Source organism: Promicromonospora sp. NPDC050262 (assembly GCF_040655935.1).
Taxonomy (GTDB): Bacteria; Actinomycetota; Actinomycetes; order Actinomycetales; family Cellulomonadaceae; genus Promicromonospora.
In genome coordinates, this window is sequence record NZ_JBFAKX010000015.1 from 97,561 (window position 1) to 119,740 (window position 22,180).

The 22,180-nt window shown below is 73.9% G+C and carries 16 protein-coding genes; 6 read left to right on the top strand and 10 right to left on the bottom strand.

The features are described 5' to 3' along the window. Positions 1-20: 20 nt before the first annotated feature. The 3 genes from AB0I29_RS21000 to AB0I29_RS21010 form a co-directional block, all read right to left on the bottom strand. Positions 21-641: a copper resistance CopC family protein gene (locus AB0I29_RS21000; RefSeq protein WP_357485350.1), complete on the bottom strand. Its 621-nt coding sequence runs from the start codon at positions 639-641 to the stop codon at positions 21-23. A gap of 85 nt (positions 642-726) precedes the next feature. Further along, on the bottom strand, positions 727-1,371 hold the full coding sequence (locus tag AB0I29_RS21005; protein ID WP_285103118.1) for a hypothetical protein: 645 nt from the start codon (positions 1,369-1,371) through the stop codon (positions 727-729). 104 nt (positions 1,372-1,475) lie between these two features. Beyond that, positions 1,476-2,087, bottom strand: coding sequence for a TetR/AcrR family transcriptional regulator (locus AB0I29_RS21010; protein WP_285103117.1), 612 nt, complete (start codon positions 2,085-2,087; stop codon positions 1,476-1,478). 144 nt (positions 2,088-2,231) lie between these two features. Here AB0I29_RS21010 and AB0I29_RS21015 point away from each other — a divergent pair, with 144 nt between their 5' ends. Together AB0I29_RS21015 and AB0I29_RS21020 are read left to right on the top strand one after the other, a co-directional pair. Further along, complete coding sequence (locus AB0I29_RS21015) at positions 2,232-3,092, top strand: alpha/beta hydrolase (RefSeq protein ID WP_285103115.1); 861 nt, start codon at positions 2,232-2,234, stop codon at positions 3,090-3,092. A gap of 20 nt (positions 3,093-3,112) precedes the next feature. Beyond that, on the top strand, positions 3,113-3,841 hold the full coding sequence (locus tag AB0I29_RS21020; protein WP_357485356.1) for an aminotransferase class IV: 729 nt from the start codon (positions 3,113-3,115) through the stop codon (positions 3,839-3,841). Positions 3,842-3,859: 18 nt separating this feature from the next. On the opposite strand, the gene AB0I29_RS21025 is transcribed toward AB0I29_RS21020, so the two are convergent. Next, positions 3,860-4,315, bottom strand: a complete 456-nt coding sequence (locus AB0I29_RS21025) for a helix-turn-helix domain-containing protein (protein ID WP_357485358.1) — start codon at positions 4,313-4,315, stop codon at positions 3,860-3,862. Between the two features lie 71 nt (positions 4,316-4,386). Here AB0I29_RS21025 and AB0I29_RS21030 point away from each other — a divergent pair, with 71 nt between their 5' ends. Continuing rightward, positions 4,387-5,799, top strand: a complete 1,413-nt coding sequence (locus tag AB0I29_RS21030) for an MFS transporter (RefSeq protein ID WP_357485361.1) — start codon at positions 4,387-4,389, stop codon at positions 5,797-5,799. Positions 5,800-5,996: 197 nt separating this feature from the next. On the opposite strand, the gene AB0I29_RS21035 is transcribed toward AB0I29_RS21030, so the two are convergent. Then, positions 5,997-10,052 (bottom strand): S8 family serine peptidase, encoded by a 4,056-nt coding sequence (locus tag AB0I29_RS21035; RefSeq protein WP_357485364.1) that lies wholly within the window; start codon positions 10,050-10,052, stop codon positions 5,997-5,999. Positions 10,053-10,226: 174 nt separating this feature from the next. Continuing rightward, entirely contained in the window at positions 10,227-11,087 is an 861-nt protein-coding gene (locus AB0I29_RS21040; RefSeq protein ID WP_285103105.1) for an alpha/beta hydrolase, read from the bottom strand. A gap of 110 nt (positions 11,088-11,197) precedes the next feature. Here AB0I29_RS21040 and AB0I29_RS21045 point away from each other — a divergent pair, with 110 nt between their 5' ends. After that, positions 11,198-13,987, top strand: coding sequence for an AAA family ATPase (locus AB0I29_RS21045; protein ID WP_357485368.1), 2,790 nt, complete (start codon positions 11,198-11,200; stop codon positions 13,985-13,987). 104 nt (positions 13,988-14,091) lie between these two features. Beyond that, complete coding sequence (locus tag AB0I29_RS21050) at positions 14,092-14,916, top strand: alpha/beta hydrolase (RefSeq protein ID WP_357485371.1); 825 nt, start codon at positions 14,092-14,094, stop codon at positions 14,914-14,916. Here the strand turns inward: AB0I29_RS21050 and AB0I29_RS21055 are convergent. Together AB0I29_RS21055 and AB0I29_RS21060 are read right to left on the bottom strand one after the other, a co-directional pair. Then, positions 14,903-16,204: an MFS transporter gene (locus AB0I29_RS21055; RefSeq protein WP_285103101.1), complete on the bottom strand. Its 1,302-nt coding sequence runs from the start codon at positions 16,202-16,204 to the stop codon at positions 14,903-14,905. The two genes, AB0I29_RS21050 and AB0I29_RS21055, sit on opposite strands and share 14 nt — an antisense overlap. A 73-nt stretch (positions 16,205-16,277) precedes the next feature. Further along, a complete protein-coding gene (locus tag AB0I29_RS21060; RefSeq protein ID WP_285103099.1) occupies positions 16,278-17,285 on the bottom strand; it encodes a helix-turn-helix domain-containing protein in 1,008 nt (335 codons plus the stop codon). 116 nt (positions 17,286-17,401) lie between these two features. Between AB0I29_RS21060 and AB0I29_RS21065 the strand changes: the two genes are divergently transcribed. Then, positions 17,402-21,196 carry a S8 family serine peptidase gene (locus tag AB0I29_RS21065; RefSeq protein ID WP_357485374.1) on the top strand — a complete coding sequence of 1,265 codons (3,795 nt, stop codon included), beginning with the start codon at positions 17,402-17,404 and terminating at the stop codon, positions 21,194-21,196. 81 nt (positions 21,197-21,277) lie between these two features. Here the strand turns inward: AB0I29_RS21065 and AB0I29_RS21070 are convergent, their stop codons facing one another. Together AB0I29_RS21070 and AB0I29_RS21075 are read right to left on the bottom strand one after the other, a co-directional pair. Continuing rightward, on the bottom strand, positions 21,278-21,583 hold the full coding sequence (locus AB0I29_RS21070; RefSeq protein ID WP_285103095.1) for a helix-turn-helix transcriptional regulator: 306 nt from the start codon (positions 21,581-21,583) through the stop codon (positions 21,278-21,280). Beyond that, complete coding sequence (locus AB0I29_RS21075) at positions 21,580-21,969, bottom strand: type II toxin-antitoxin system RelE/ParE family toxin (RefSeq protein ID WP_285103093.1); 390 nt, start codon at positions 21,967-21,969, stop codon at positions 21,580-21,582. The genes AB0I29_RS21070 and AB0I29_RS21075 overlap by 4 nt, the downstream gene beginning before the upstream one ends. Positions 21,970-22,180: the final 211 nt, after the last annotated feature.

Sequence of the window (22,180 nt, forward strand, 5' to 3'; positions counted from 1 at the left end):
GTTGTGCACAGCAGTACCTCTCACATCGTTCCCGACGGGTCCGGGGTGTTCCCGGAGTCGTCGGGGCCGGCCGCATCCCTGCGGCGGCGGAGAACGTGGACCAGCGCGAACAGGGCCGCCGCGACGGCGGCCCCGCCCGCACCGACGAGGACGACCCGCCAGGGCCCCTCGTCCTCTCGTGCGGTCTGGTTCTGCGTGCTGCTCTGCGTACCGGCACCCGAGACATCGTCCCCGGCAGGCCCGGCGGCGGATCTCGCCCCCGCCTCCTCGCCGTCGCCGACGGCGAACGGGACGATCCCCGTGATGGGGTGCCCGTCGGAGGACACGACCCGCCAGCGGATCTCGTAGCCGCCGTCCGGCAGCCCGGGATCCAGGACGGCCGTGACGGTGGGCCCGTCGATCGCGGGCGCGGCGGACACCCAGTCGGTGTCGCCGCCGTCGGTGACGACCACGGCGGCGCCCATGTCCAGGACGTCGGCCGAGAACGTCAGGGACACCTCGGCGGGCGCCTCCTGGAGCACCTGGTCGGACGCCGGATCACTGGAGACCAGCTTGTCGTGGGCGGACGCCGGGGCCGCGGTCGCGCACAGTGCGACGACGGCCACCGCCAGCCCGGCCACGAGCGGACGGGTTCGGGGCATGAAGAGACCTCTCCTCGGACGTCATGGATCGACGTCGGCACGCACGGAACAGCCCACGGGCACACGTGCGCCCGTGGGGCAGGGCTCAGACCGCGTGCGGTGCGGGAGGTCCCCTCCGCAGGAGGGGTGAGAGCTGGGGACCCGGGTGGAGCGGGCGGAAGGTCTCGGCGGGCACGCCGGAGCGGGCGGGCGCCACGAAGGAGATCGGGCGGTCGAGGACGACCCACGCGCGCAGCAGCCAGGCCGCCATCCGGCTGCCCAGCTCGCGCAGGCGCCGCAGCAGCAGCTCCCCGCGGTGCAGCACCACGACGGTGACCGCCGCGGCGATCCCGTGCCAGAGCCACATCGACGGCCCGCCGTGCAGCAGCGCCGTCTGGACCGGCGCGCCCGACGTCGCGAGCGGCGCCATGTCCCCGTGCCCGCCGTGGGCCCCGTGCGGGTCTGCGACGGCCTGGAGCGTGCCGACCGGGGTGCCGAGCTGGAAGAGCAGGTGGAACAGGAGCTGGCTCGCCGCGACCGAGACCGAGAGCCGCGGCAGCGTGAGCCGCCGGGCGACCAGGGCCGTGCAGACGGGGAGCGAGAGCACCCAGGGCACGAGGATCCCGAGCCAGCCCGGGACGTCCCCGCCGCCGGCGAGGTGCGAGGCGAGGGCCACGAGGGTCGCCGCCGACGCCGCGAGGACGCCGCGCACTCCGCGCGCGGTCCCCCGTCCTGCGTCGGGTGCGTTCATCAGGCCGTTCCCCCTCGTGACGGTCGTACGACGGACGCCAGGATATGGGTCAACGCTCGGCACAGGGAAGTCCGGTATGTGGCTTGCCGGACCGGCGCGTCGCCCTACGCCGCCGGGTCCAGCCCCGCCGCCTGGCGGGCGGCGCTGACGAAGGCCACGCGCACGTTGTCCCAGCCGTCGAGGTAGCCGCCGACCAGCGCGGCGTCGCGCAGCAGCACGAGCTGCCCGGCGCGCGTCACGGCGTCGTCGACGCCGGCGGCGGTGAGCACCTGTTCGAGCGCGCCCCGGAACCAGGCGCGGTGCGTGTCGACGGCGCGCCGCACCCCGCTGTCGGCGTCGGGGTACTCCGCGGCGGCGTTGATGAAGGGGCAGCCGCGGGTGTGGTGGCGGGCGACGTCCTCGGCGATGCCCTCGATGAGCAGGCCCACGAGCTCGACCGGGTCGTCGGTCGCCGAGGCGGCGCCGTCGAGCGCGGCGCGCAGGTTCGCGTCCTCCACGCCGAGGTAGGCCTCGACCAGGTCCTCCTTGCTCGGGAAGTGCCGGTAGAACGTGGCGCGCGTGACGCCGGCAGCGGCGACGATGCGGTCGACGCCGACCACGTGGATGCCCTCGGCGTAGAACAGCTCGGACGCGGTGCGCAGCAGGCGTTCGCGCGCCTCGGAGCCTCCTTCGGCGGTCTTGCGCGGGGCGCGGGAGGCAGTGGATCTGGGTGCCATGTCAGTCAGCATAGAACGATCTTTCTCCTTGGGCATTGACGCCGGCCGGGTGCGGGCGTACCTTTCTGGAATAACAGAGAAAGAACGATCGTTCTTCCTGCCGACGGACCGGGAGCCCGGCCCACCGAACCTGAGGAGCCCGCCATGAACGCCACCCCCGACACCACCAGCAGCGCCGCCGGCACCACCCCGGAGAAGCTCCCGATCGTCCTGATCCACGGCCTCTGGATGACCCCCGCGAGCTGGGACACCTGGGCAGAGCGGTTCCGCGCCGCGGGCCACGAGGTGATCGTCCCGGGCTGGCCCGGCATCGACGACCGCAGCGTGCAGGACATCCGCACCAACCCCGCGCCGCTGCGCGGCATCGGCCTCAAGGAGATCACCGACCACTACGAGCGCATCATCCGCGCCCTGCCGGTGAAGCCGATCATCATGGGCCACTCGTTCGGCGGCGTCATCACCCAGATGCTGGCCGACCGCGGACTCGGCGCCGCCTACGTCGGCGTCGCCCCCGGGCAGACGGCCGGGATCTCCACGCTGCCTGCCTCGACGTTCCGCACGGGCCTGCCGATCCTGTCCAACCCGTTCAACCGCAACGGCGTCAAGCCGATCTCGAAGGGGCACTTCCACTTCACCTTCGGCAACGACCTCTCCCGCGCCGAGTCGGACGCGCTCTGGGAGCAGCTCGCCGTCCCGTCCTACAACCGGGTCCTCTTCGAGGGCGTGGCCTCCACCATGAACGAGAAGAACGGCGTGACCCACGTCGACTACGCCCGCGCCGACCGCGCGCCGCTCCTGGTGATCACCGGCGGCATCGACAACGTGGTCCCGCCGGCCATCGGCAAGGCGATCGTGGCCAAGTACGCCGCCACGGACAGCCCCGCCGTGGTCGAGTACAAGGAGTACGCCGGCCGCACGCACCGGCTCGTCTCCCAGCCCGGCTGGGAGGAGATCGCGGACCAGGCCCTCACCTGGGCCACGTCCCACGCCGCCGTCACCGCATGACGGCGGGCTAGGGTCCGAGGGTGCGCATCGAGACCGACGGCCGCCCCGCGGCGCCCAGCGACCTGTTCAGCACCTACGGCCACTTCACGGCCATGCAGGTGCGGGACGGCGGGGTCCAGGGCCTGGCCCACCACCTGACCCGGCTCGACGACGCGCACCGTGAGCTCTTCGGCCGGCCGCTGGAGGCGGAGCGGGTCCGCGACCTGGTGCGGCACGCGCTGGACGGCACGCCCGACGCGTCGGTGCGTGTCGTCCTGCGCCACGCCGAGCACGTCGTGGTCACGGTGGCCGAGCCCCACCATCCGCCCGCCACGCCGCAGCGACTGCGGTCGGTCCCCTACCTGCGGCCGTTCGCCCACCTCAAGCACCTGGGCGGCTTCGCCCAGATCGAGTGGGCCCGCCGCGTCGGCCTCGACGGGTACGACGACGCCCTGCTCACCACGCCCGACGGCGCCGTCGCGGAGTCGTCGATCGCCAACATCGGCTTCCTGGAGCCGGACGGCGCCGTCGTCTGGCCGGAGGCCCCCTGGCTCCACGGCACCGCGATGCGCCTGGTCGAGGCCACGACGCCGTCGTCCCGCAGGCTCGTCCCGCTCGCCGACGCCGCCGGCTTCGCCGGTGCGTTCCTCGTCAACTCCATCGGGGTGGTCGCCGTCGCCTCGATCGACGACGTCCCGCTGCCCGACGCCGGCCCGCTCCTGACCGCCGTCGTCGACCGCCTGGCCGCGGTCCCGTGGGACCGGATCTGACCGGCCCGCCGGACCTCTTCAGACGGTGACGCCGCCGTTGGCCGCCTCGAACGCCTCGCGGGCCTGAGCGATCTGGTCCTGGTGCTCCTCCGTCCAGGACACCAGCGCCTGCGTCGTCGCGAGCAGGGTGCGGCCCAGGGCGGTGAGCTCGTACTCCACGCGCGGCGGGACCTCGGGGTAGACCGCGCGGCTCACCAGGCCGTCGCGCTCGAGGTTGCGCAACGTGACGGTGAGCATGCGCTTGCTGATGCCGTCGATCTCGCGGCCCAGCTCGCCGAACCGGAGCTTCTTCTCGTCCAGCAGCGCGATGACCAGCAGGGACCACTTGTCGGCGATGCGGTCCAGGATCTGCCGCACCTGGCAGTCCTCACGCACGTCCCACTGGAACGGGTCGCGGTCCGCCCGGCACTCCGCCAGCTCCGCGGCGGTTACCTCGAGGGAACCCGGTGACGTCGAAGTGCCTTCTTGTGCCATCCGTCGATCGTGCCCAACGATCGTCATGGTTACAAGTGGTAACCATGCCGGACCTGAGCGAGGAGATCCCTGTGACGGACACGAGTGCGGTCGCACGACCGACCACCGCGACGCGGACGGGCTGGGGAGTGCTCGCCGTCGTCTGCGGCGCGCTCTTCCTGGAGGGCATCGACATCGCGATGCTCAACGTCGCCGTGCCGGCCATCGCCGCGGACATCGGCCTGGCGACCGCCGACGCGCACTGGGTGATCAGCGCCTACGTGCTGGCCTACGGCGGGTTCATGATCCTCGGCGGCCGCACGGCCGACCTCGTGGGCCGGCGCCGCACCTTCCTGGTCGCCCTCGCGGTGTTCGTCGTGTTCTCCGGGCTCGGCGGCCTGGCCGACGACGCCTGGGTGCTGGTCGTCGCCCGGTTCGTCACCGGGGCCACCGCGGGGTTCATGACGCCGGCGGGCTTCAGCCTGCTGACCACCAGCTACCCCGAGGGCCCGCTGCGCGACCGGGCGCTGGCGATCTACGGGGCCATCGGCGCGGGCGGGTTCACGCTCGGCGTCGTGGCGGGCGGGTTCCTCACCGACGCGGGGTGGCGCTGGGTGTTCTTCGCGCCGGTGATCGTGGGCGCCGCGCTCTGGGTCGCCGGGCGGCTGCTCATCCGGCCGGACGAGCCCGCCGAGGGGCCGCGCGGCGGGTTCGACGTGGGCGGCGCGATCACGCTCACGGCCGCGATGGTCGCGCTCATCTACGGGGTCGTCGCGCTGGGCGAGGGCGGCGACGTCGTCGCCGGGGTCGCGTCGTTCGTGGCAGCGGCGGTGCTGGCCGGCGCGTTCGTGCTGATCGAGCGCCGGGCGGCCGACCCGCTGCTGCGCCTCGCCGTGCTCCGCGAGGGCCTCCTGCTGCGCGCGAGCCTCGCGGGGCTGCTGGTGATCGGCGCGTTCTTCGCGTTCCAGTTCCTGATCACGCTGTACCTGCAGGAGTACCGCGGGTGGTCGCCCGTCGCGACGGGGCTGGTGTTCGCCGTCATGGGCGCCGACATGATCATCGCGCCGCTGCTCACGCACCGGCTGGTCCAGCGGTTCGGGAGCGTCCCGGTGCTGGTGGCGGGCCTGCTGGCCGGTGCGGCGGCGTTCGTCCTGGCCCTGCGCCTCGACGGGACGTGGGGCTATCTCGACCTGCTGCCGTCCCTGCTGCTGGTCGCGGTCATGTTCGCCCTGGTGTACGGCCCGCTGACCGCCGCGGCGACGGCGGGTCTGGCCGAGTCGGAGCACGGCGTGGCCGGCGGCGTCGTCTACACGGCGTTCCAGTTCGGCGCCGCGCTGGGCGTCACGGCCGCCACGATCGTGCTGGTGGACGGCCACGCCACGGCCGCGGGGGCGGTCGACTACCAGCGCGCCCTGCTGGTCCCCGCGGTCGCGGCGGTCCTGGCGCTGGCCCTCGGGATCACCACCTGGTCCCGCAGCCGCCGGGACGCCGTCCGGGCACGCTGACGGCACTCGCTTCCGGGTGTGGGTGCGGTTCGACCCGGTGCGCGCGGGTGTGACGTCGACCGCGGACCGCGAGCTGACGACGAACGGTGTGGAGCGCACCGTGACGGTACCGCGAAGGAGAGCGCCTGCCCGTCCGGCGCCGGGATGTCCCCGGCGCCGGACGGGCAGGCGCTCTCGCGGTTCCTCCCTGCGGACCGTCAGCCGCAGTACTCGTCCAGCTCGAAGTCGTGCACCACCGTCCGGCCCTTGACGATGCGCGCGTTCTTCGACTCCGGCGGGTAGCCCGTCGCCGAGCTGAGCAGCGTCAGCCGGTTGTTCGAGACCCCCATCCAGCGGGCGTAGCCGCCGTCCGGCCCGGTCACCAGCGTGACGTCGTACTCAGACCCGTCGATGACCACGAACGCACCGTCGAGCGGGACGGTCCCGTCGTCACAGGTCGCTCCCGTCACCGTGCCGGCGATCTTGCCCCAGCTCGCCGGCGGGGTCACCGCGAGCGACACCTGGACCCGGGGCTCGGCGTACGGCGTGCCGCCGTCGGCCACGACGGCCGAGGTATAGGTGCCCGGCTGGTCCACCCGGCTGCTGTCGAGGTCCACGAACACCTTGGCCGACGCACCCGGGGCCAGCGTGAACGCCGGCGGCTGGACGTCGAGCCACGGCACGTCGACCGAGGTCTCACCGGTCACGTTGAGCACCGTGTGCATGTCCGGGAAGCCGAGCTCCTCGACCGTCGCGGGGTCGGGGTTGCCACAGTCGTCGGAGGCCAGGTACGACGGCGCCGTCTCCGGCTCCGCGTTGGACCCGATGAAGAAGTCCCCGGCGCTGACCACCTCGACCACGAGCGTGCCGGACGCGGTGCCGGTGACCGGCACGTCGACCAGCGTGAGCTCCTGCGCCTCCAGGGTGACGTCGGCCGTGCCGACCTTCGTCATGTTCGCGTAGACGAAGTCCCCGTCGAGCTCGTACAGGTTGACCGTGACGTCCGTGTCCGCCGCCGCGGTCTCCACGCCGAAGGACACGTCGGTCACCGCGAACTCGCCCTGGATGTCGAAGTCCTCCAGCGTGAACGCGCGCAGCCACTGCGTCTGGCTGCCCACGCAGGCCACGGAGTTGCCCAGCGTGATGTCCTGCGACGAGGAGTGCGTGATGGTGGTCCCGTCCGCGAGCAGCGCCGGCGGGGCGGACGGCGTCACCGTGCGCCCGGGGTGCTCCCCGTTCCGGGCCAGGCCGCCGTCCTCCGCGGCGGCCACACCCTGGGCGTCCTTTCCGCCCGACGACGGCGCCGTGCTCACCTCGGTCACCTCGCCGGAGGCTCCCCTGATGACGCCGGTGCCCGACGCGGCCCCGAGGATCTCGAAGTCGGACGACGCCGGCGCCACCTCGACGTCCGCGGGCGCGGTGCCCTCGTTCGTCACGGTGAACGAGCCGGACCGGGTGCCGCCGAGCCGCACCTCGCGGTGCAGCTCGCCCGGCGAGACCGTCAGCAGCGCGGCCGCGAGCTCCACGTCCTGCCGGGTGATCGCGTCGGCGACGACCGGCACCGTGGCCTGGGCGGACTCGTAGTCCTTGGCCGCGTAGCCGACCTGCTGCTCGCCCGTGGCCGGGGAGAACAGCGAGTAGTAGCCGGCGTCGACCGACGGGTTCTCGGGGTCGGCGGTCCGGACGCTCTGCTCCCCCGCCGTCACCGTGGCGCCGTTCACCCCGTCACCGGTGTTGAGGTCGCGGACGAACCCGGCTGCGAGGCCGCCGTCGACCGGCTCGCACGAGCCGACCGAGACGTTGTCGACCTGCCAGAACAGGGCGTACACGGCGTCGCCGTAGTGGAACCGGACTCGCACGTCGGGCTCGCCGCCCGCGCCCGGCAGCGGCACGACCGTGCGGCCCAGGGCGTCGGAGGTCTGGTGCAGCACCGTCTCCCACGTCTCGCCGCCGTCGAGGCTGAGGTCCACGTCGGCGTAGTCGAAGAACGCGCCGTACGCCTGGTCGAACGTCAGCAGCGGCGCGTCGAGGCCGCTCAGGTCGTAGGACGGCGAGGTGAGCGTCGTGTCCTGCGAGCCGCCCTCGCCGTAGGCGTCGCTGTTCACCTCGGCGAACAGGCCCTCGCCGCCGGTCTGGTTGGACGACTCGAACCGGTCGTCGAACGTCCAGACCTGCTCGGTGCCCGCCAGGTCCTCGACCGTCCAGCCCTCGGGCACGTCGCCCGACTCGAACTCCTCGACCCCGGCGCCCGCCCCGGTCAGGGCGTAGCCGGGCGCGGTGCACTCGGCGAGCACGGCCGGCGCGGCGTCGGCCGACGTCGGCCCGGTGCCCACCTCGACGTCCTGTGTGAAGGTCGCGTACCCCGCCACGGACGGCTGCACCACCAGGGTGTGCGTGGCCGACTGCGGCAGCTCCAGCGAGTACTCCCCCGTGAACGGGTCGGTCCAGGCGGCGACGCCGCTCGGCGCGCCCTGCACCGTGATCTGGGCGTCGAGCGGCCAGCCGTGCCCGGAACCGTCGGTGACGGTGCCGCTCACGGTGGTCGTGGGCGCGGCCTCCAGGCTCACGTCCACCGTCACGGTCTCGCCCTCGACGACGTCGGCCTGCGCCGTGGCGTCCAGGTACCCGAAGGCCGAGACCGCCAGGTCGTGCGCGCCCTCCTCCAGGCCCAGACGGAACGCGCCCTCGGCGTCGGTGGTGTCCGAGCGGTCGCCCGTGGTCACGCGGGCCCCGCCGACGGGCTCGCCGTCGGCGTCGGTCACGGTGCCCGAGACGAAGCCGTAGCCGTCGGTCGGCGCGGCCGCGACGAGCGCCGCGACGTCGAGCCTGCCCTCGCCCCACACGTTGTTGTCGGCGGCGGTGCCGCCGCAGGTGTCGTCGGCCACGTCGACCGAGGTCTGGTCCAGCAGGGCCTGGGTGCCCTCGATGTCGCCCACCAGGACCGGGGCCGCGCTCCACAGCAGCGCCACGGCGCCCGCGAGGTGCGGCGACGCCATGGACGTGCCGCTGAACTCGGCGTAGTCGCCGCCGGGCACGGACGAGCGCACGTTGTCGCCGGGGGCGGCCAGGTTCGGCTTGGTCACGCCGTCGGCGCCCGGGCCGCGCGAGGAGAACCCGGCGATCTCGCCGGACTCCCCGAACGCGCCGGCCGCGTAGGTGGCCACGTTGGCTCCCGGGGACGACGTCGACTGGCAGCCCGCCTCGCCCGCGTTGCCCGCGGCCCACGCGCCGAAGATGCCCGCCGCCTCCCAGGCGGCGATCTCCTCCGACAGGAAGTCGTCGATGGCGCCGGGCGCCTGCTGGCCCCACGAGTTGTTCACGACGTGCGGGCGCTGGGACGGGTCGGGGTCCGAGCCGTCGCTCCGCGTCGGCGCCAGGATCCACTGGCCCGAGGCGAGCAGGTCGGCGTCGGAGCAGGAGGCGCAGCCGTTGGCCGCGATCCAGTCGGCGCCCGGTGCGACGCCGACCTGGTTGCCCGCGCCGTCGTCGCCCACCATGGTGCCCATGACGTGCGTGCCGTGGGCGTCGCCGTCGCACGGCGAGCCGTCGCAGAAGCCGCCGGCGTCGAACCAGTTGTAGTCGTTGCTCAGGCCGCCCTCGCCCAGGTAGCCGCGGTAGTGCTCCAGGAGTGCCGGGTGCTCCACGTCGACGCCGGAGTCGATGTTCGCCACGGTGATGCCCTCACCGGTGAACCCGAGGTCCCACACGTCGGGGGCGCCGATGGCGTCCAGGCCCCACTCCGTCGCGAGCGGCGCGCGCTCGGTCGCGGCCTTGCGCTCCACTGGCTCGACGGGCTGCGCCGCGAACCGCTCGTGCACCTGCTCGACCTCGCGGCTGGCGGCCACCCGCTCGGCGAGCTCCTGCGTGCCGTCCTGCACGAGGATCGCGTTGCTGATCCAGTAGGACTCGTAGTCCACGCCGGCGGCCTTCAGGTCGGCGACGACGCCGGACTGCGACGCCGTGGCCGTGCGGGTCAGCTCGTCGTAGACGAACTGGCCGCGCTCGTCCCAGTCGGTGATCGCCTTGGCCGGCGCGAGGTCCGGCGCGTCGGCGAACCGGATCCAGAAGTCGGCGGTCTCCTTGGTCTCCAGCCGCGTCTGCACGCCGGGCGTGAGCTTGTCGGCGGCGCGGTCCGGCACGTCGGCGGCGACCGTGCCGGCCTCCTGCGCCCCCGTGGGCGCCGGTGTGCTCGCGAGCGCGGGGGTCACGCTCACCGTGGTGGCCAGCAGAACGCCGACCGCTGCGAGAGCGATCGGCGCGCGTCTGGTTGGCATGCGACTGTGCATCTTGCCTCCGGGGTGCAAGCGCTCCGTGCGGGGCGCGACCACTGACCCACGAGCGAGGGCCACGTGACACTCTGGAGAGAGCGGGCGAAAAGGGCAACGAAAGTCACCTGATCACCCGCTGCCCGCCGCCTGGGAACCAGCACCCAGGCGGCGGACAAGACGTCAGCTGTTGCGGGCCGCGTCCAGGATGACCTTGGTGACGGCGCCCGGCTGGCTCACCATGGCGGCGTGCCCGCTGCGGAGCTCGGTCGTCGTGGAGCCGGCGCGCTCGGCCATCGCCCGTTCCGCCTCGGGCGGGATGATGCGGTCGTTCTTGGCCACGATGTACCAGCTCGGGATGTCCTCCCAGGCGGGCGGGCCCGACGGGATGACCAGCGAGCTGAGCGTGGCCGGGCGCTGGCTCACGGCCATGAACTCCGCGGTGTCGCGCGGCAGGTCCTGGGCGAAGAGCCGCGGGAACCAGACGGGGTCGATGTACGCGTCCGCGTCGTTCTCCGGCGCGCCCGGGTAGGGGCGCAGCACGAGGTGGTCGATCACCTCGGGCGGCTCGGCACCGCCCAGTGCGTTGGCGTCGGCGACGGTCTCACCCTCGGCGAGCGCGAAGCCCGCCACGTAGACCAGGGCCTCGACGTCGGGGTCGCCGGTCGCCGCGTTGGTGATGACCGCGCCGCCGTAGGAGTGGCCCACCAGCACGATCGGCCCCTCGATCGTGTCGAGGAACAGGCGCAGGTACTCGCTGTCGGAGATCGGTCCGCGCAGCGGGTTGGAGAAGGCCAGGACCGGGTAGCCGCGGTCGGTCAGCCGTTCGGTCACCCCCGCCCAGCCGCTGGAGTCGGCGAACGCGCCGTGCACGAGCACGATCGTGGGCTTGTCACCTCCGCCGGGATGGCCTCCCGGATGCCCGCCGGACGAACCGTGGGTGCCGGCCGGCGCCGTCGCGCCGGACATGGTGGAGAGTGCGAGCAGCGCCGTGGCGAGCGCTGCGACCAGTGCAGTGGGGCGGGTGAAGCGTCTCCTGGTCATCGGTATGTCTCCTGTCGTGGTACGGACACCAAAGATCATCCGCAGCAAGCCGGGTGATATGGACCACGTGAACCACGTAGTCCCTCGCCGTCGGCCATACCGTGGGGCGCATGGAGACCGCCGCCGCCCCCGTGGGGCGCGACGAGGAGCTGCGTCGGCTGGCCACGCTGCTCGGGGGTGCGCGCAACGGCCGGGGCGGATCGCTGCTGGTCCTGGGCGAGCCGGGCATCGGCAAGACCTGCCTGCTGACCGCGGCGACGCGGGCCCCGGGCCTCGCCACGATCCACCTGGACGGGTACGAGTCGGAGTCGACCATCCCGTTCGCGGCCGTGCAACGGCTCGTCTCCCTGCTCCGCGAACACTGCGAGGGTCTCCCGGAGCGGCAGCGGCAGGCGGTGCGGGTGGCGTCCGGCCAGGCGGACGGGCCGGCCCCGGACCGGTTCCTGGTGGGCCTCGGCGTGCTCGGGCTCCTGGCCGCGGCCGGGGCCAGGACCCCGGTGGTGTGCGTGGTCGACGACGCGCACCTGATCGACGCCGAGAGCCTGGACGCCCTCGCCTTCGTGGCCCGGCGCCTCGCGGTCGAGAACGCGGCGGTCGTGTTCGCGGCCCGGGACGACGGCGGTTTCGCCGAGCGGATGGGCGGGGTGCCGCGGCTCGGCCTGACCGGCCTCGACCCCGAGGCGGCGGCGCAGCTGCTGAACCGGTCGGCCGAGCGGCCGCTCGCGCCGTCGGCGGCCGCCGCCATCGCCCGCGCGACCGGCGGCAACCCGCTGGCCCTCATCGACCTGGCGGGCGACGCCCTGGTGCACGAGCTCCCGGACCTGGGCCTCGGCGGGGCGCCCGTGCCCGTCGGCCGGCACCTGGAGGAGCACTACGTGCGGCAGGTGCGCCGGGCCGACCCGCGCGTGCAGACCTGGGTGCTGCTGGCCGCGGCGGACTCGACGGGCAACATCGACCTCGTGACCGCGGCGGCCGCCGACCTGGGCCTGGGACCCGACGACGGCGACCGGGCCGAGGTGGCCGGCCTGGTGGAGCTGCAGCCCGTCGTGCGGTTCCGGCACCCGCTGGTGCGCTCCGCCGTCTACAACGCCGCGCCCGGCGCCGAGCTGCGCCGGATGCACGGGGCGCTGGCGCGGGCGGCCGAGGGGCTCGGCATGGTCGAAACCGAGGCCTGGCACGCCGCGCGCACCGTCATGGGCACGGACCCCGCCGTCGCCGACCGGCTGGCGCACACCGCGGACCTGGCCGCGCGGCGCGGCGGCCTCGCCTCGCGCGCGACCATCCTGACGCGGGCGGCCGAGCTGACCGCGCCCGGCCCCGTCCGCGACGCGCGCCAGGTCGGCGCGGCCGAGGCCGCGCTGGCCGTGGGCGCCGCCCACGTGGCCCAGCGGCTCGTGGGCGAGATCGACCTGCCCGCCGTGGACCCCGTGACCCAGGGCCGCGCCCTGGCCGTACGCACCGCGCTCAGCCTGTTCACCGCCGACACCGAGGGGGTGCGCGGCGCCACCGCGGCGAACCTGCGCGCCGCCGACGCGTTCCACGGGCAGGACGCCGAGCGGGAGCAGGTGGCGCTCCTGCGGGCGTTCGAGAGCTGCTGCACGGCCGAGCGCCTGATGAGCGGGGTCACCCTGGAGCATCTGGGCCGCCGCCTGGCGGCGGGCGCCGACCTGGCCGGCGGCCCGACGTCGGACATCCTGCGGGGGCTGGGCGCCGTCGTCCTCGACCCGTACCCGCGGGCCGTGGCCCCGGCGCGCGCGGCCCTGGCCGCGATCCTCGCGCTCCCCGACGACCGGATGATGCACATGGGCACGGCCATCGCGTCCCTGGGCACGTTCCTCTGGGACGACGCCGGGCGCGCCGCCGCGCTCGACCGTGCGGCCCAGGCGGCGCGCGACTCCGGGGCCCTGCAGGTGCTCGACACGCTCCTGTGGGTGATGGCGCTCTCGGAGCTGTGGGGCGGCACCCTGCGGCGGGCCGTCGCGTACGACGAGCTGGTCCGCGAGGTGCGCCGGGCCATGGGGTACGACGCCGAGAACGTGCCCAACGTCGCGGTCATGGCGTGGGGCGGGGCGCCCCGCGACGTGGTGCGGGCGATCGCCGAGGGCGCCGCCGCCACGGGCTTCGGCGGGGTCGAGGCGTCCGCCGTCGCGTCGCTCGCGGTCCGGGACCTCGCGGAGGGCGGCTACCAGGACGCGTACGAGCGGCTCAACCCGCTGATCGCCGACCCGTTCCTGCAGGTCACGCCGGACCAGTACCCGGACTACGTCGAGGCGGCCGCGCGCAGCGGGCACCCGGAGGAGGCGGCGCGGGTCGCCAGGCTGCTGGCCTCGCTGGCGGAGGCGAACGGCTCGCCCTGGTGCCGCGGCGTGGCCGAGCGGGCGCTGGCGCTGGCCGGGACGGACGAGGACGCCGAGCGGCACCACGTCGCCTCGGTCGAGGCCCTGAGCGGTACCCGGGCGGAGATGGACCGGGCCAGGTCGCACCTCGTCTACGGCGAGTGGTTGCGCCGGGCCCGGCGCCGGCGGGACGCTGCCGAGCAGCTCCGGCTCGCCCTGGCGCACTTCCATCACAGCGGCGCCGAGCTGTTCGTCGCCCGGACGGTCGCGGAGCTGGCGGCCGTCGGCGCCTCGGGGGACGTCGACGCCCCGCCCCGGCGCTTCGGTCTGACGGCGCAGGAGCACACCGTCGCGCGGCTCGCGTCGGCCGGCCACACCAACCCCGAGATCGCGGCGAACCTGTTCATCAGTCCCAGCACCGTCGACTACCACCTGCGCAAGGTGTTCCAGAAGCTCGGGGTCACGTCGCGGCGGCAGCTCGCCGACCGGCTGGCGGCCCCGCCGTCGTCGGCGCCTGGCGCGACCCCGCCGTCGGACGACAATCCCCGCCCCACCACGTCGTAGCCCAGGTCACAGGCCTGCGGCGGACTACGCGGTTCGCGTGGTCCGCGCGCACCGGGGTCGGCGGCAAGGTCGAGGTTCATCATCCGACCGACCGAGGGGGCCACATGCCTTACGTCACAGCGGACGACGGCGCCGAGATCTTCTACCGGGACTGGGGCACGGACGGCACCCCCGTGCTGCTGAGCCACGGCTGGCCGCTGAGCTCCGACGCGTGGGAGGCGGCGGCGCTGTTCCTGGCGGAGCGGGGCCACCGGGTCGTCGCGCACGACCGGCGCGGCCACGGCCGGTCCAGCCAGACCTGGCACGGCAACGAGATGGACACCTACGCCGACGACCTGGCGGTGCTCATCGACACCCTCGACCTGCGCGACCTGACCCTCGTGGGCCACTCCACCGGCGGCGGCGAGATCGTGCGCTACGTGGGCCGGCACGGCACCGGGCGGGTCGCCCGGCTGGTGCTCGTCTCCGCCGTGCCGCCGCTCATGGTGCGTACCGACGACAACCCGGAGGGCCTGCCGCCCGAGACCTTCGAAGCCATCCGCGCGGGCGAGCGGGCCAACCGGGCCCAGCTCTACCGCGACCTGGCCGACGGCCCGTTCTTCGGGCACAACCGGCGCCAGGACGTCGCCCAGGGGTTCCGCGACGCGTTCTGGGCGCAGGGCATGGCGACCGGGCACCGCGGCGCCTACGAGTGCATCGCCGCGTTCTCGGCCACGGACTTCCGGCCCGACCTCGCCGCGATCGACGTGCCGACGCTGGTCATCCACGGCGACGACGACCAGATCGTGCCCTTCGAGGTGGGCGGCAAACGGTCCGCCTCGCTGGTCGACGACGCCGTCCTGACCGTCTACGAGGGCGCCTCCCACGCTCTGCCCGACACGGAGCGCGAGCGCCTGCACGCCGACCTGCTGGCGTTCATCGACGGCTGACCGCCCGTCCCGCCGGCGACCCGGTCGCGTCCGCGACGCCGTTCACCTCCGGCGTCACCCGCCGTCCGACGGCGAACGCCGTCGCCGCGATCCCGGCGCAGCCCGCCACCACCACGCCGATGAAGGCGCCGGACCAGCCGTGCTCCAGCAGCAGGCCCGCCACCACGGGCCCGGCGATGGTGCCCGCCTGGAACGAGCCGGACCCGATCGCGTTGTACCGGCCGCGCAGGTGGGCGGGCGCCATGTCGTTGGTCAGGGCGGGCAGCACGGACTGCATGAGGGTCTCGCCCAGGCCGAACACGCCGTGGAACGCCAGGACGATCACCACCGCGGCCATGCCGCCCGGCACCAGCCCCGTCACCCCGAGCAGCAGCCAGGCCGCCGCCCAGACGACGGCCATGAGCGCCAGCACCCGCGTACGGCGGCGTCCGCTGACCCGGTTCATCACCCAGAACTGGAGCGCCACGATCACCACGGTGTTCACGACGAACGCGAAACCGACCACGCGCGTGGAGACCTCGGCGACCTGCCGGGCGAAGGCCGGGAAGCCGCCCTCCATCTGCCCGTAGCCCACGAACGCCGCGAGCAGCCCGAGCGCGGCGAGCCACAGCACCTCGGGCCGGCGCAGGATCGCCAGGTAGCTCTCGCCGCCGGTATCGGCGTCGTGCGGCCGGTCCACGCGTCCGTGCAGGTGGCGCAGCGGACCGAGCAGCACCACGATCGGGAGCAGGAACGTCGCGGCGTTGACCAGGAACGCCATCACGAAGGTGCCGGGCCGGTCGACGTCGACCACGAGGCCGCCCACCACGCCGCCGACGCCGACGCCGAGGTTGAGCAGCGCGAAGTTCACGCCGTAGTACCGCTGCCGCAGGTCGCCGTCCACGACGGTGGCCACGAGCGCGTTCACGGACGGCCAGCCGACGCCGAGCTGCACGCCGAACAGGGCGAGCCCGAGGGCCGCGATCAGGGGCGTCGTGGCGAAGGCCAGCACCGAGTATCCCGCGACGGCGAAGAACAGGCCGGTGAGCATTACGCGCCGCGCGCCGTACCGGTCCACGAGGGCGCCGGCCGGGCCGGTCACGAGCACGCCGACCACGGCGATCAGGCCCATGAGCGTGCCGGACAGGGCGAGCGAGAACCCGCGCACCTCGTGCAGGTAGATGATCGTGAAGGGCAGCGTCAGGCCGCGGCCGAAGAACTGCACCACCACGGTGGACAGCAGCCAGCGGCCGTCCTGCGGCAGGTCCGCCCAGAATCCCAGGGCGCCGGTGCGTGGAGAGGAGGTCACCGCCCGATCCTCACCCCGGGCGCGGCGGCACGGAAAGCGGATTTCGGACGTCGCCGTGCCGACGTCGGGAACGTCACACCGGAACGGCCCCCGAGCGCACCCAGCCGCGGGTCGCGGCGTGCCAGCCGAGCTGCACCCGGGTCTCGACGCCGGCGAGGTCCATCAGCGCCCGGACCCGCCGCTGCACGGTGCGCAGGGACGTGCCGAGCTGCTTGGCCACCGCCTGGTCGGTGAGCCCGGCGAGCAGCAGCCCGAGCACGCGCGCGTCGTCGTCGTCCACGTGGTCCACGACGTCGCCGGCCATGCCGGACGTGCCGACCAGCAGCGGCGTCGCCCGGTCCCACACGTTCTCGAAGAGCGCGAGCAGGGCGTCGAGCAGCGTGCTCTCGCGCACGAGCAGCGCGCCGACGACGTCGCCGGACGACGTGAGCGGCATCAGGGCGAGCCGGCGGTCGATCACGATGAGCTTGAGCGGCACGCGCTCGGCGAACCGGACGTCCTCCCCCGCCTCCGTGGCCTCGACGGCCTCGTCGATCGTCACGTCCTGGCTCTCCAGCATGCTGCGCTCGACGACCACGCGGTACTGCACGCCCCGCTCCACGGCCTGCCCCTCGGCGGAGTTCTCCTGGCTGGACGTGACGATCACGGGCGGCCGCACGAACGCGTCCACGCACTCGCGGGCCCCGAGCTGGAGCTGCTCGAACCGGTGCCGCACGGCGTCCTCGCCCCGGATCACGTCGACCACGTCGGTAGGGCCGCGGCCCGCCGCGGCCACCCGGTAGACCTCCTCCAGCCGACTGAGCTCCACCTCGGCGTGCCGCACCTCGTCCTGGCGGCGCGCGAGGAGCGCCCCGAGCGCGATCGCGGGCGGCGCGGCCGCGAACCGCCGCTCGTCGCCGGTGATCCGCGCGGCCAGGCCGTGCTCCTCCAGGCGGCGCAGCAGCCGGTGGGCATCGCCCAGCGAGGTCCCGTAGGGGCTGAGCACCGCGGCGAGGTCGGCCACCGTGGCCGAGGGCAGGGCGACGAGCTCGCTGTACGCGAGGGTCTCGTCAGGGGTCAGTCCGAGCACGTCGCCGAGCATGGCACTCCTCCGTCACGTCGATGGGTGCCCAACTCTGGCGGAGTCGCGACATGCCGTAAAGCCGCCACGATGCGCCTCTTGTGACGTGTCGCCGCTCGCTGGGAGTGTCCAGGTCCATGAGATCCCCCACTCGGCGCGGGCTGTCGGCCGCCACCCGGGCCGCCGCGGCCGTCGCCGCGACCGCCCTGGTCGCTGCGATGGCCACCACGGCGCACGCGAACACCGAACCCACGTCCGGCTCCGGCTCCGGCGGCACCGCGCCGGCCACGCCCGCCCTGGCCGACGGCCGCACCACCGTCACCCTCGTGACCGGCGACGTCGTGGACGTCACCACCACCGACTCGGGCGCGCTGACGGTCGGCGTCGAGCCGGCCGACGGCGGCGCCGTCCGCACCCAGCAGGTGGGCGACCACCTCTACGTGGTGCCCGACGCCGCGCTGCCGTACCTGGCCGCGGGCACGCTGGACCGGCGGCTCTTCGACGTCACCGCGCTGCTGGAGATGCAGTACGACGACGAGACCGTGGCCGCGACGCCGCTCATCCTGGAGCACACCCGCGCCGCGGCACGCTCCGCCGCGGCCGAGCTGCCGGGCGCGAGGCGCACGCTCGACCTGCCGAGCATCGACGCCTCCGCCGTGGACGCGAACAAGAAGAAGGCGTCGGCCTTCTGGTCGGCCGTCGCCGCACCCGGGGCCGGGTCGGCGCGGGCCGCGCGCGGCGCGGCGGCGGACGCCGGGACCTTCCGCGGCGGCGTCGAGAAGATCTGGCTCGACGGCAAGGCCGAGTCCACGCTGGACCGCAGCACCGCGCAGATCGGCGCCCCGGAGGCGTGGGCCGCAGGCTTCGACGGCGCGGGCGCGACGGTGGCCGTGCTCGACACCGGCATCGACGCCACGCACCCCGACGTGGCCGACCAGATCGCGCAGGCGGAGTCGTTCGTGCCCGGCCAGGCGGTCGACGACGACCAGCACGGGCACGGCACGCACGTCGCGTCCACGGTGCTCGGCACCGGCGCCGCGAGCGACGGCCTCTACAAGGGCGTCGCGCCGGGCGCCGACCTGCTGGTCGGCAAGGTGCTCGACAACGACGGCTACGGCCAGGACTCGTGGATCATCGCGGGCATGGAGTGGGGCGCCGCGAACGCGGACGTCGTCTCCATGAGCCTCGGCGACTCCAGCCTCAACGACGGCACCGACCCCATGGCGCAGGCGCTGAACGCGCTGAGCGAGGAGACGGGCGCCCTGTTCGTCGTCGCGGCCGGCAACAGCTACGCCGAGGGCTCGCTCGGCAGCCCGGGCACGGCGGACGCCGCCCTCACGGTCGGCGCGGTGGACGACGACGACGTGCGCGCCGACTTCTCCAGCTACGGCCCGCGCGTGGGCGACCACGCGATCAAGCCCGACCTGACGGCGCCCGGCGTCGGCATCGTCGCGGCCCGCTCGCAGCAGTCGGGCGGCGAGGGCTGGTACGTGTCGATGAACGGCACGTCCATGGCCACCCCGCACGTCGCGGGGGCGGCGGCGATCGTCAAGGGTGCGCACCCGGAGCTCACGGGTGAGCAGCTCAAGACGGCACTGGTCTCCTCGGCGGCCGACATCGACGCCCCGGCGTACGAGGTGGGCACGGGACGCCTGGACGTCCCGGCCGCGCTCGACGGCGTGGACGCCTCCGGCGACGGGTTCCTCGGCTTCTACGGCTGGCCGCACGACGGCGACGAGCCGGCGAGCAGCACCGTCACCTTCACCAACGCCACGGACGCCGACGTCACGCTCGCGCTGAGCACCGACGTCACCGGGCCGGACGGCGCTCCGAGCGACCTGATGACGCTGTCCGCCTCCGAGGTGGTGGTCCCGGCCGGCGGCACGGCCGACGTCACGGTCACCGCCGACGCCGACGACGCAGGTCTTGCCGGCAAGTACAGCGGCGCCGTCGTCGGTACGGACGCCTCGGGCGAGGTGACGGTGCGGACCGCGGTCGCGCTGGTCAAGGAGGAGGAGCGGTACGGCCTCGACATCACGGCGCTGGACCGGTCCGGCGAGCCGGCCAGCGGCTACGTGGACTTCTACCGCTACGGCGACCAGTTCGTCAGCAGCCTGCCGATCGACCCGGCCACGGGCGAGGTGCCGACGCAGCGTCTGCAGCCCGGCGTCTACTCCGCCACGGCGTTCCTCGACGTCGCCGGCTCCAAGGGGCCCGGCTCGACCGGCGTCGCGCTGGTCGGTGACCCGCAGGTCGTCGTCTCCGACGCGGACCAGTCGCTGGTGCTCGACGCACGCGAGGCCGACGAGCTGACGCTCAAGACGCCTCGCGCGAGCGACGTCTCGTACCGCCGGTTCCAGTTCTTCAACGACTCCGGCATCGGCGGCCTGTACTCGACGTTCGGCGCCACGTACGCGGTGCCGGCCGACGTCGACTCGTTCTACGCCGCGAGGACGGGTCCGGTCGACAGCGCCGACTTCGACTTCGCCGTGCGGTGGCGGGCCACCGAGCCGGCGCTCGACCTGACGGCCTGGAGCCCGCTGCCGGTCGCGTTCGACCCGGTCTACCAGGCCGGTTCCGCGCGGCTCGACGGCCAGGTCTCGCTGCGGGCCGTCACGGCCGGCACCGGTACCGCCGCCGAGTACGAGGGTGTCCGCGCCGAGGGCAAGGCCGTGCTCGTCACCCGGGACGACGCCGTGTCCGCCGAGGAGCGGGAGGCCGCCGCCCAGGCCGCCGGTGCCGCGCTGCTCGTGGTGGTCGACGACCGTCCCGGCACCCTGGTCGAGAACGTCACCCAGGGCGACCTGCCCGTCGTCTCCGTGCCGGCGGCGCAGGGCGCCAAGCTCCTGAAGGCCGCCGCCAAGGGCCGGCTCACGCTGACCGGCAAGGCCGTCGAGTTCCCGACGTACCTGTACGACGTGTCCAAGAGCTGGCCCGGCGAGATCCCCGCCGAGCTCGCCCTGGCGCCGACCAGCCGTCAGCTCGCCACGGTGGAGAGCCGGTACAACGACACCGCCGAGCGGCTCGCGGTCGACGACCGTGCCGACTGCCGCGACTACCAGTGGCCGCCGTGCCTGAGCGTCCGGGCCCTCCAGCCCACGGCGTCGGAGCGGACCGACTACGTCTCCACCTACGACGACGTCACCTGGTACGAGGGCGTGAACCACGAGAGCGGCTGGGAGCAGCGCGGCGTCCGCCAGGCGTACGCGGCGCGCAGCACCACGGTGCGCGACTGGTGGGCTCCCGTGGCGGCGCCCCGCACGGGCGACGGCTACTGGGGTCCCTGGCACGGCGGCGACTGGTTCGCGGTCAACGTGTCCACGGCGGGTGGCCCGAACGGCCTGACCGGTGGGTTCGGCTGGGGCGAGACCCCGGTGACCTCCCGCCTCTACCAGGGCGACACCCTGGTCCGGGAGAGCATCGGCCAGGCGGTCCAGACGTCAGTCCCCGTGGCTGAGGGACCGCAGAAGTACCGGTTCGAGATCGACACCGACGCCGCCGACGACGCCCACCGGTACTCGACGAGCACCCGCACGTCGTGGACCTTCGTGGCCGATCAGGCCGACGAGGCGGTGCCCGGTGAACAGGGCACGCCGCTCCCGCTGGTGCAGCTCGACTACGACGTGGACACCGCCCTGGACGGCACCGTCCGGGCCGGCTCGACCGTCCCGTTCGCGGTGGAGCCGTACACGGTGCCGGGCGCTCCGCGGGCCGGGTCGGTCAACGGGGCGACACTGGAGGTCAGCTACGACGGTGGCAGCACGTGGTCCAAGGTCTCGCTGCGGCGCGACGACGACCGCTGGGAGGCGCGCCTGCGCATCCCGTCCCGCGGCGCCGACCTGGTCTCGCTGCGGGCGACCGCCCGTGACGACGCCGGCAACTCGGTGACCCAGGAGGTCACGGCGGCGTTCGGCATCTCGGGCAAGAAGTAGTCCCGCAAGAACGCCGACGAGGCCCGGTGCCCCGCACTCTGCGGGAGACCGGGCCTCGTGCCGCGTGGAGGCCTCGACCTGTCAGGCGACGATGTAGCGGGTGTCGCCGATCGTGACCTCGACACTCAGCGTGCCGCCCAAGGCCTGGGCGTAACGGCGCAAGGTGTCGAGCCGAGTCGATTCCGCGCCGCCGGACTCGATCTGCGAGACCCGGTTCTGGCCGACGTGCATGCGCTCCGCGAGCTCGGCCTGGGTCAGGGCCTGCTGAGTACGCAGCTCCCGCAGCTGCCAGGCCCGCTGGCGCGCGAGCAGCCGCTCCTCGGCGGCGGCCACCTTCTCCGGATCGACCGGCCGAGCACGGTCGAGGTCGTCAAGGTTTCGTGTCATCGTTCCTCTCCTCGTCCAGCGTCGCCGTCGGCACGCTTCCTGAGCGCTTCGAGATGGGCGTCGTAGCGGTCGTCGGCCATCGGGATCGCGGACCGGTACCAATCCTGCCAACGGCCTGCCTTGTCACCGCCGACCAGCAGGATCGCAGATCTCTCGGGGTCGAAGGCGAACAGCACCCGCAGCTCGCTGCGACCCGCTGATCCAGGCCGCAGCTCTTTCATGTTCTTGTGCCGCGATCCGACGACCGTATCCACGAGCGGTCGGCCCAGCTGCGGACCTCGGTCGCGCAACACGTTGAGCGCAGCACGAACCTGAACGAACGACTCCTCCTCCAACCCGGTCAACCACTCGAACACCGCCTCGTCGAACTCCACATCCCAGGACACGTTATCAGACTATCCTGATGTACTGATAGAGTCGCGGCGAAGAGTGCGGCGATGCGCTCTACTCGACGGGACCCCGTTCATCGGAGGAAGCCTCCCAGGACGTATAGGCATCGCGCGGGGTTACGGAGCGGCAGCACTGCTACCTCTCCGCAACCCCGGCTATCCGGGGATCCACGTCTGATCACTCGCGCGAGAACAGGCCTCCATCCCC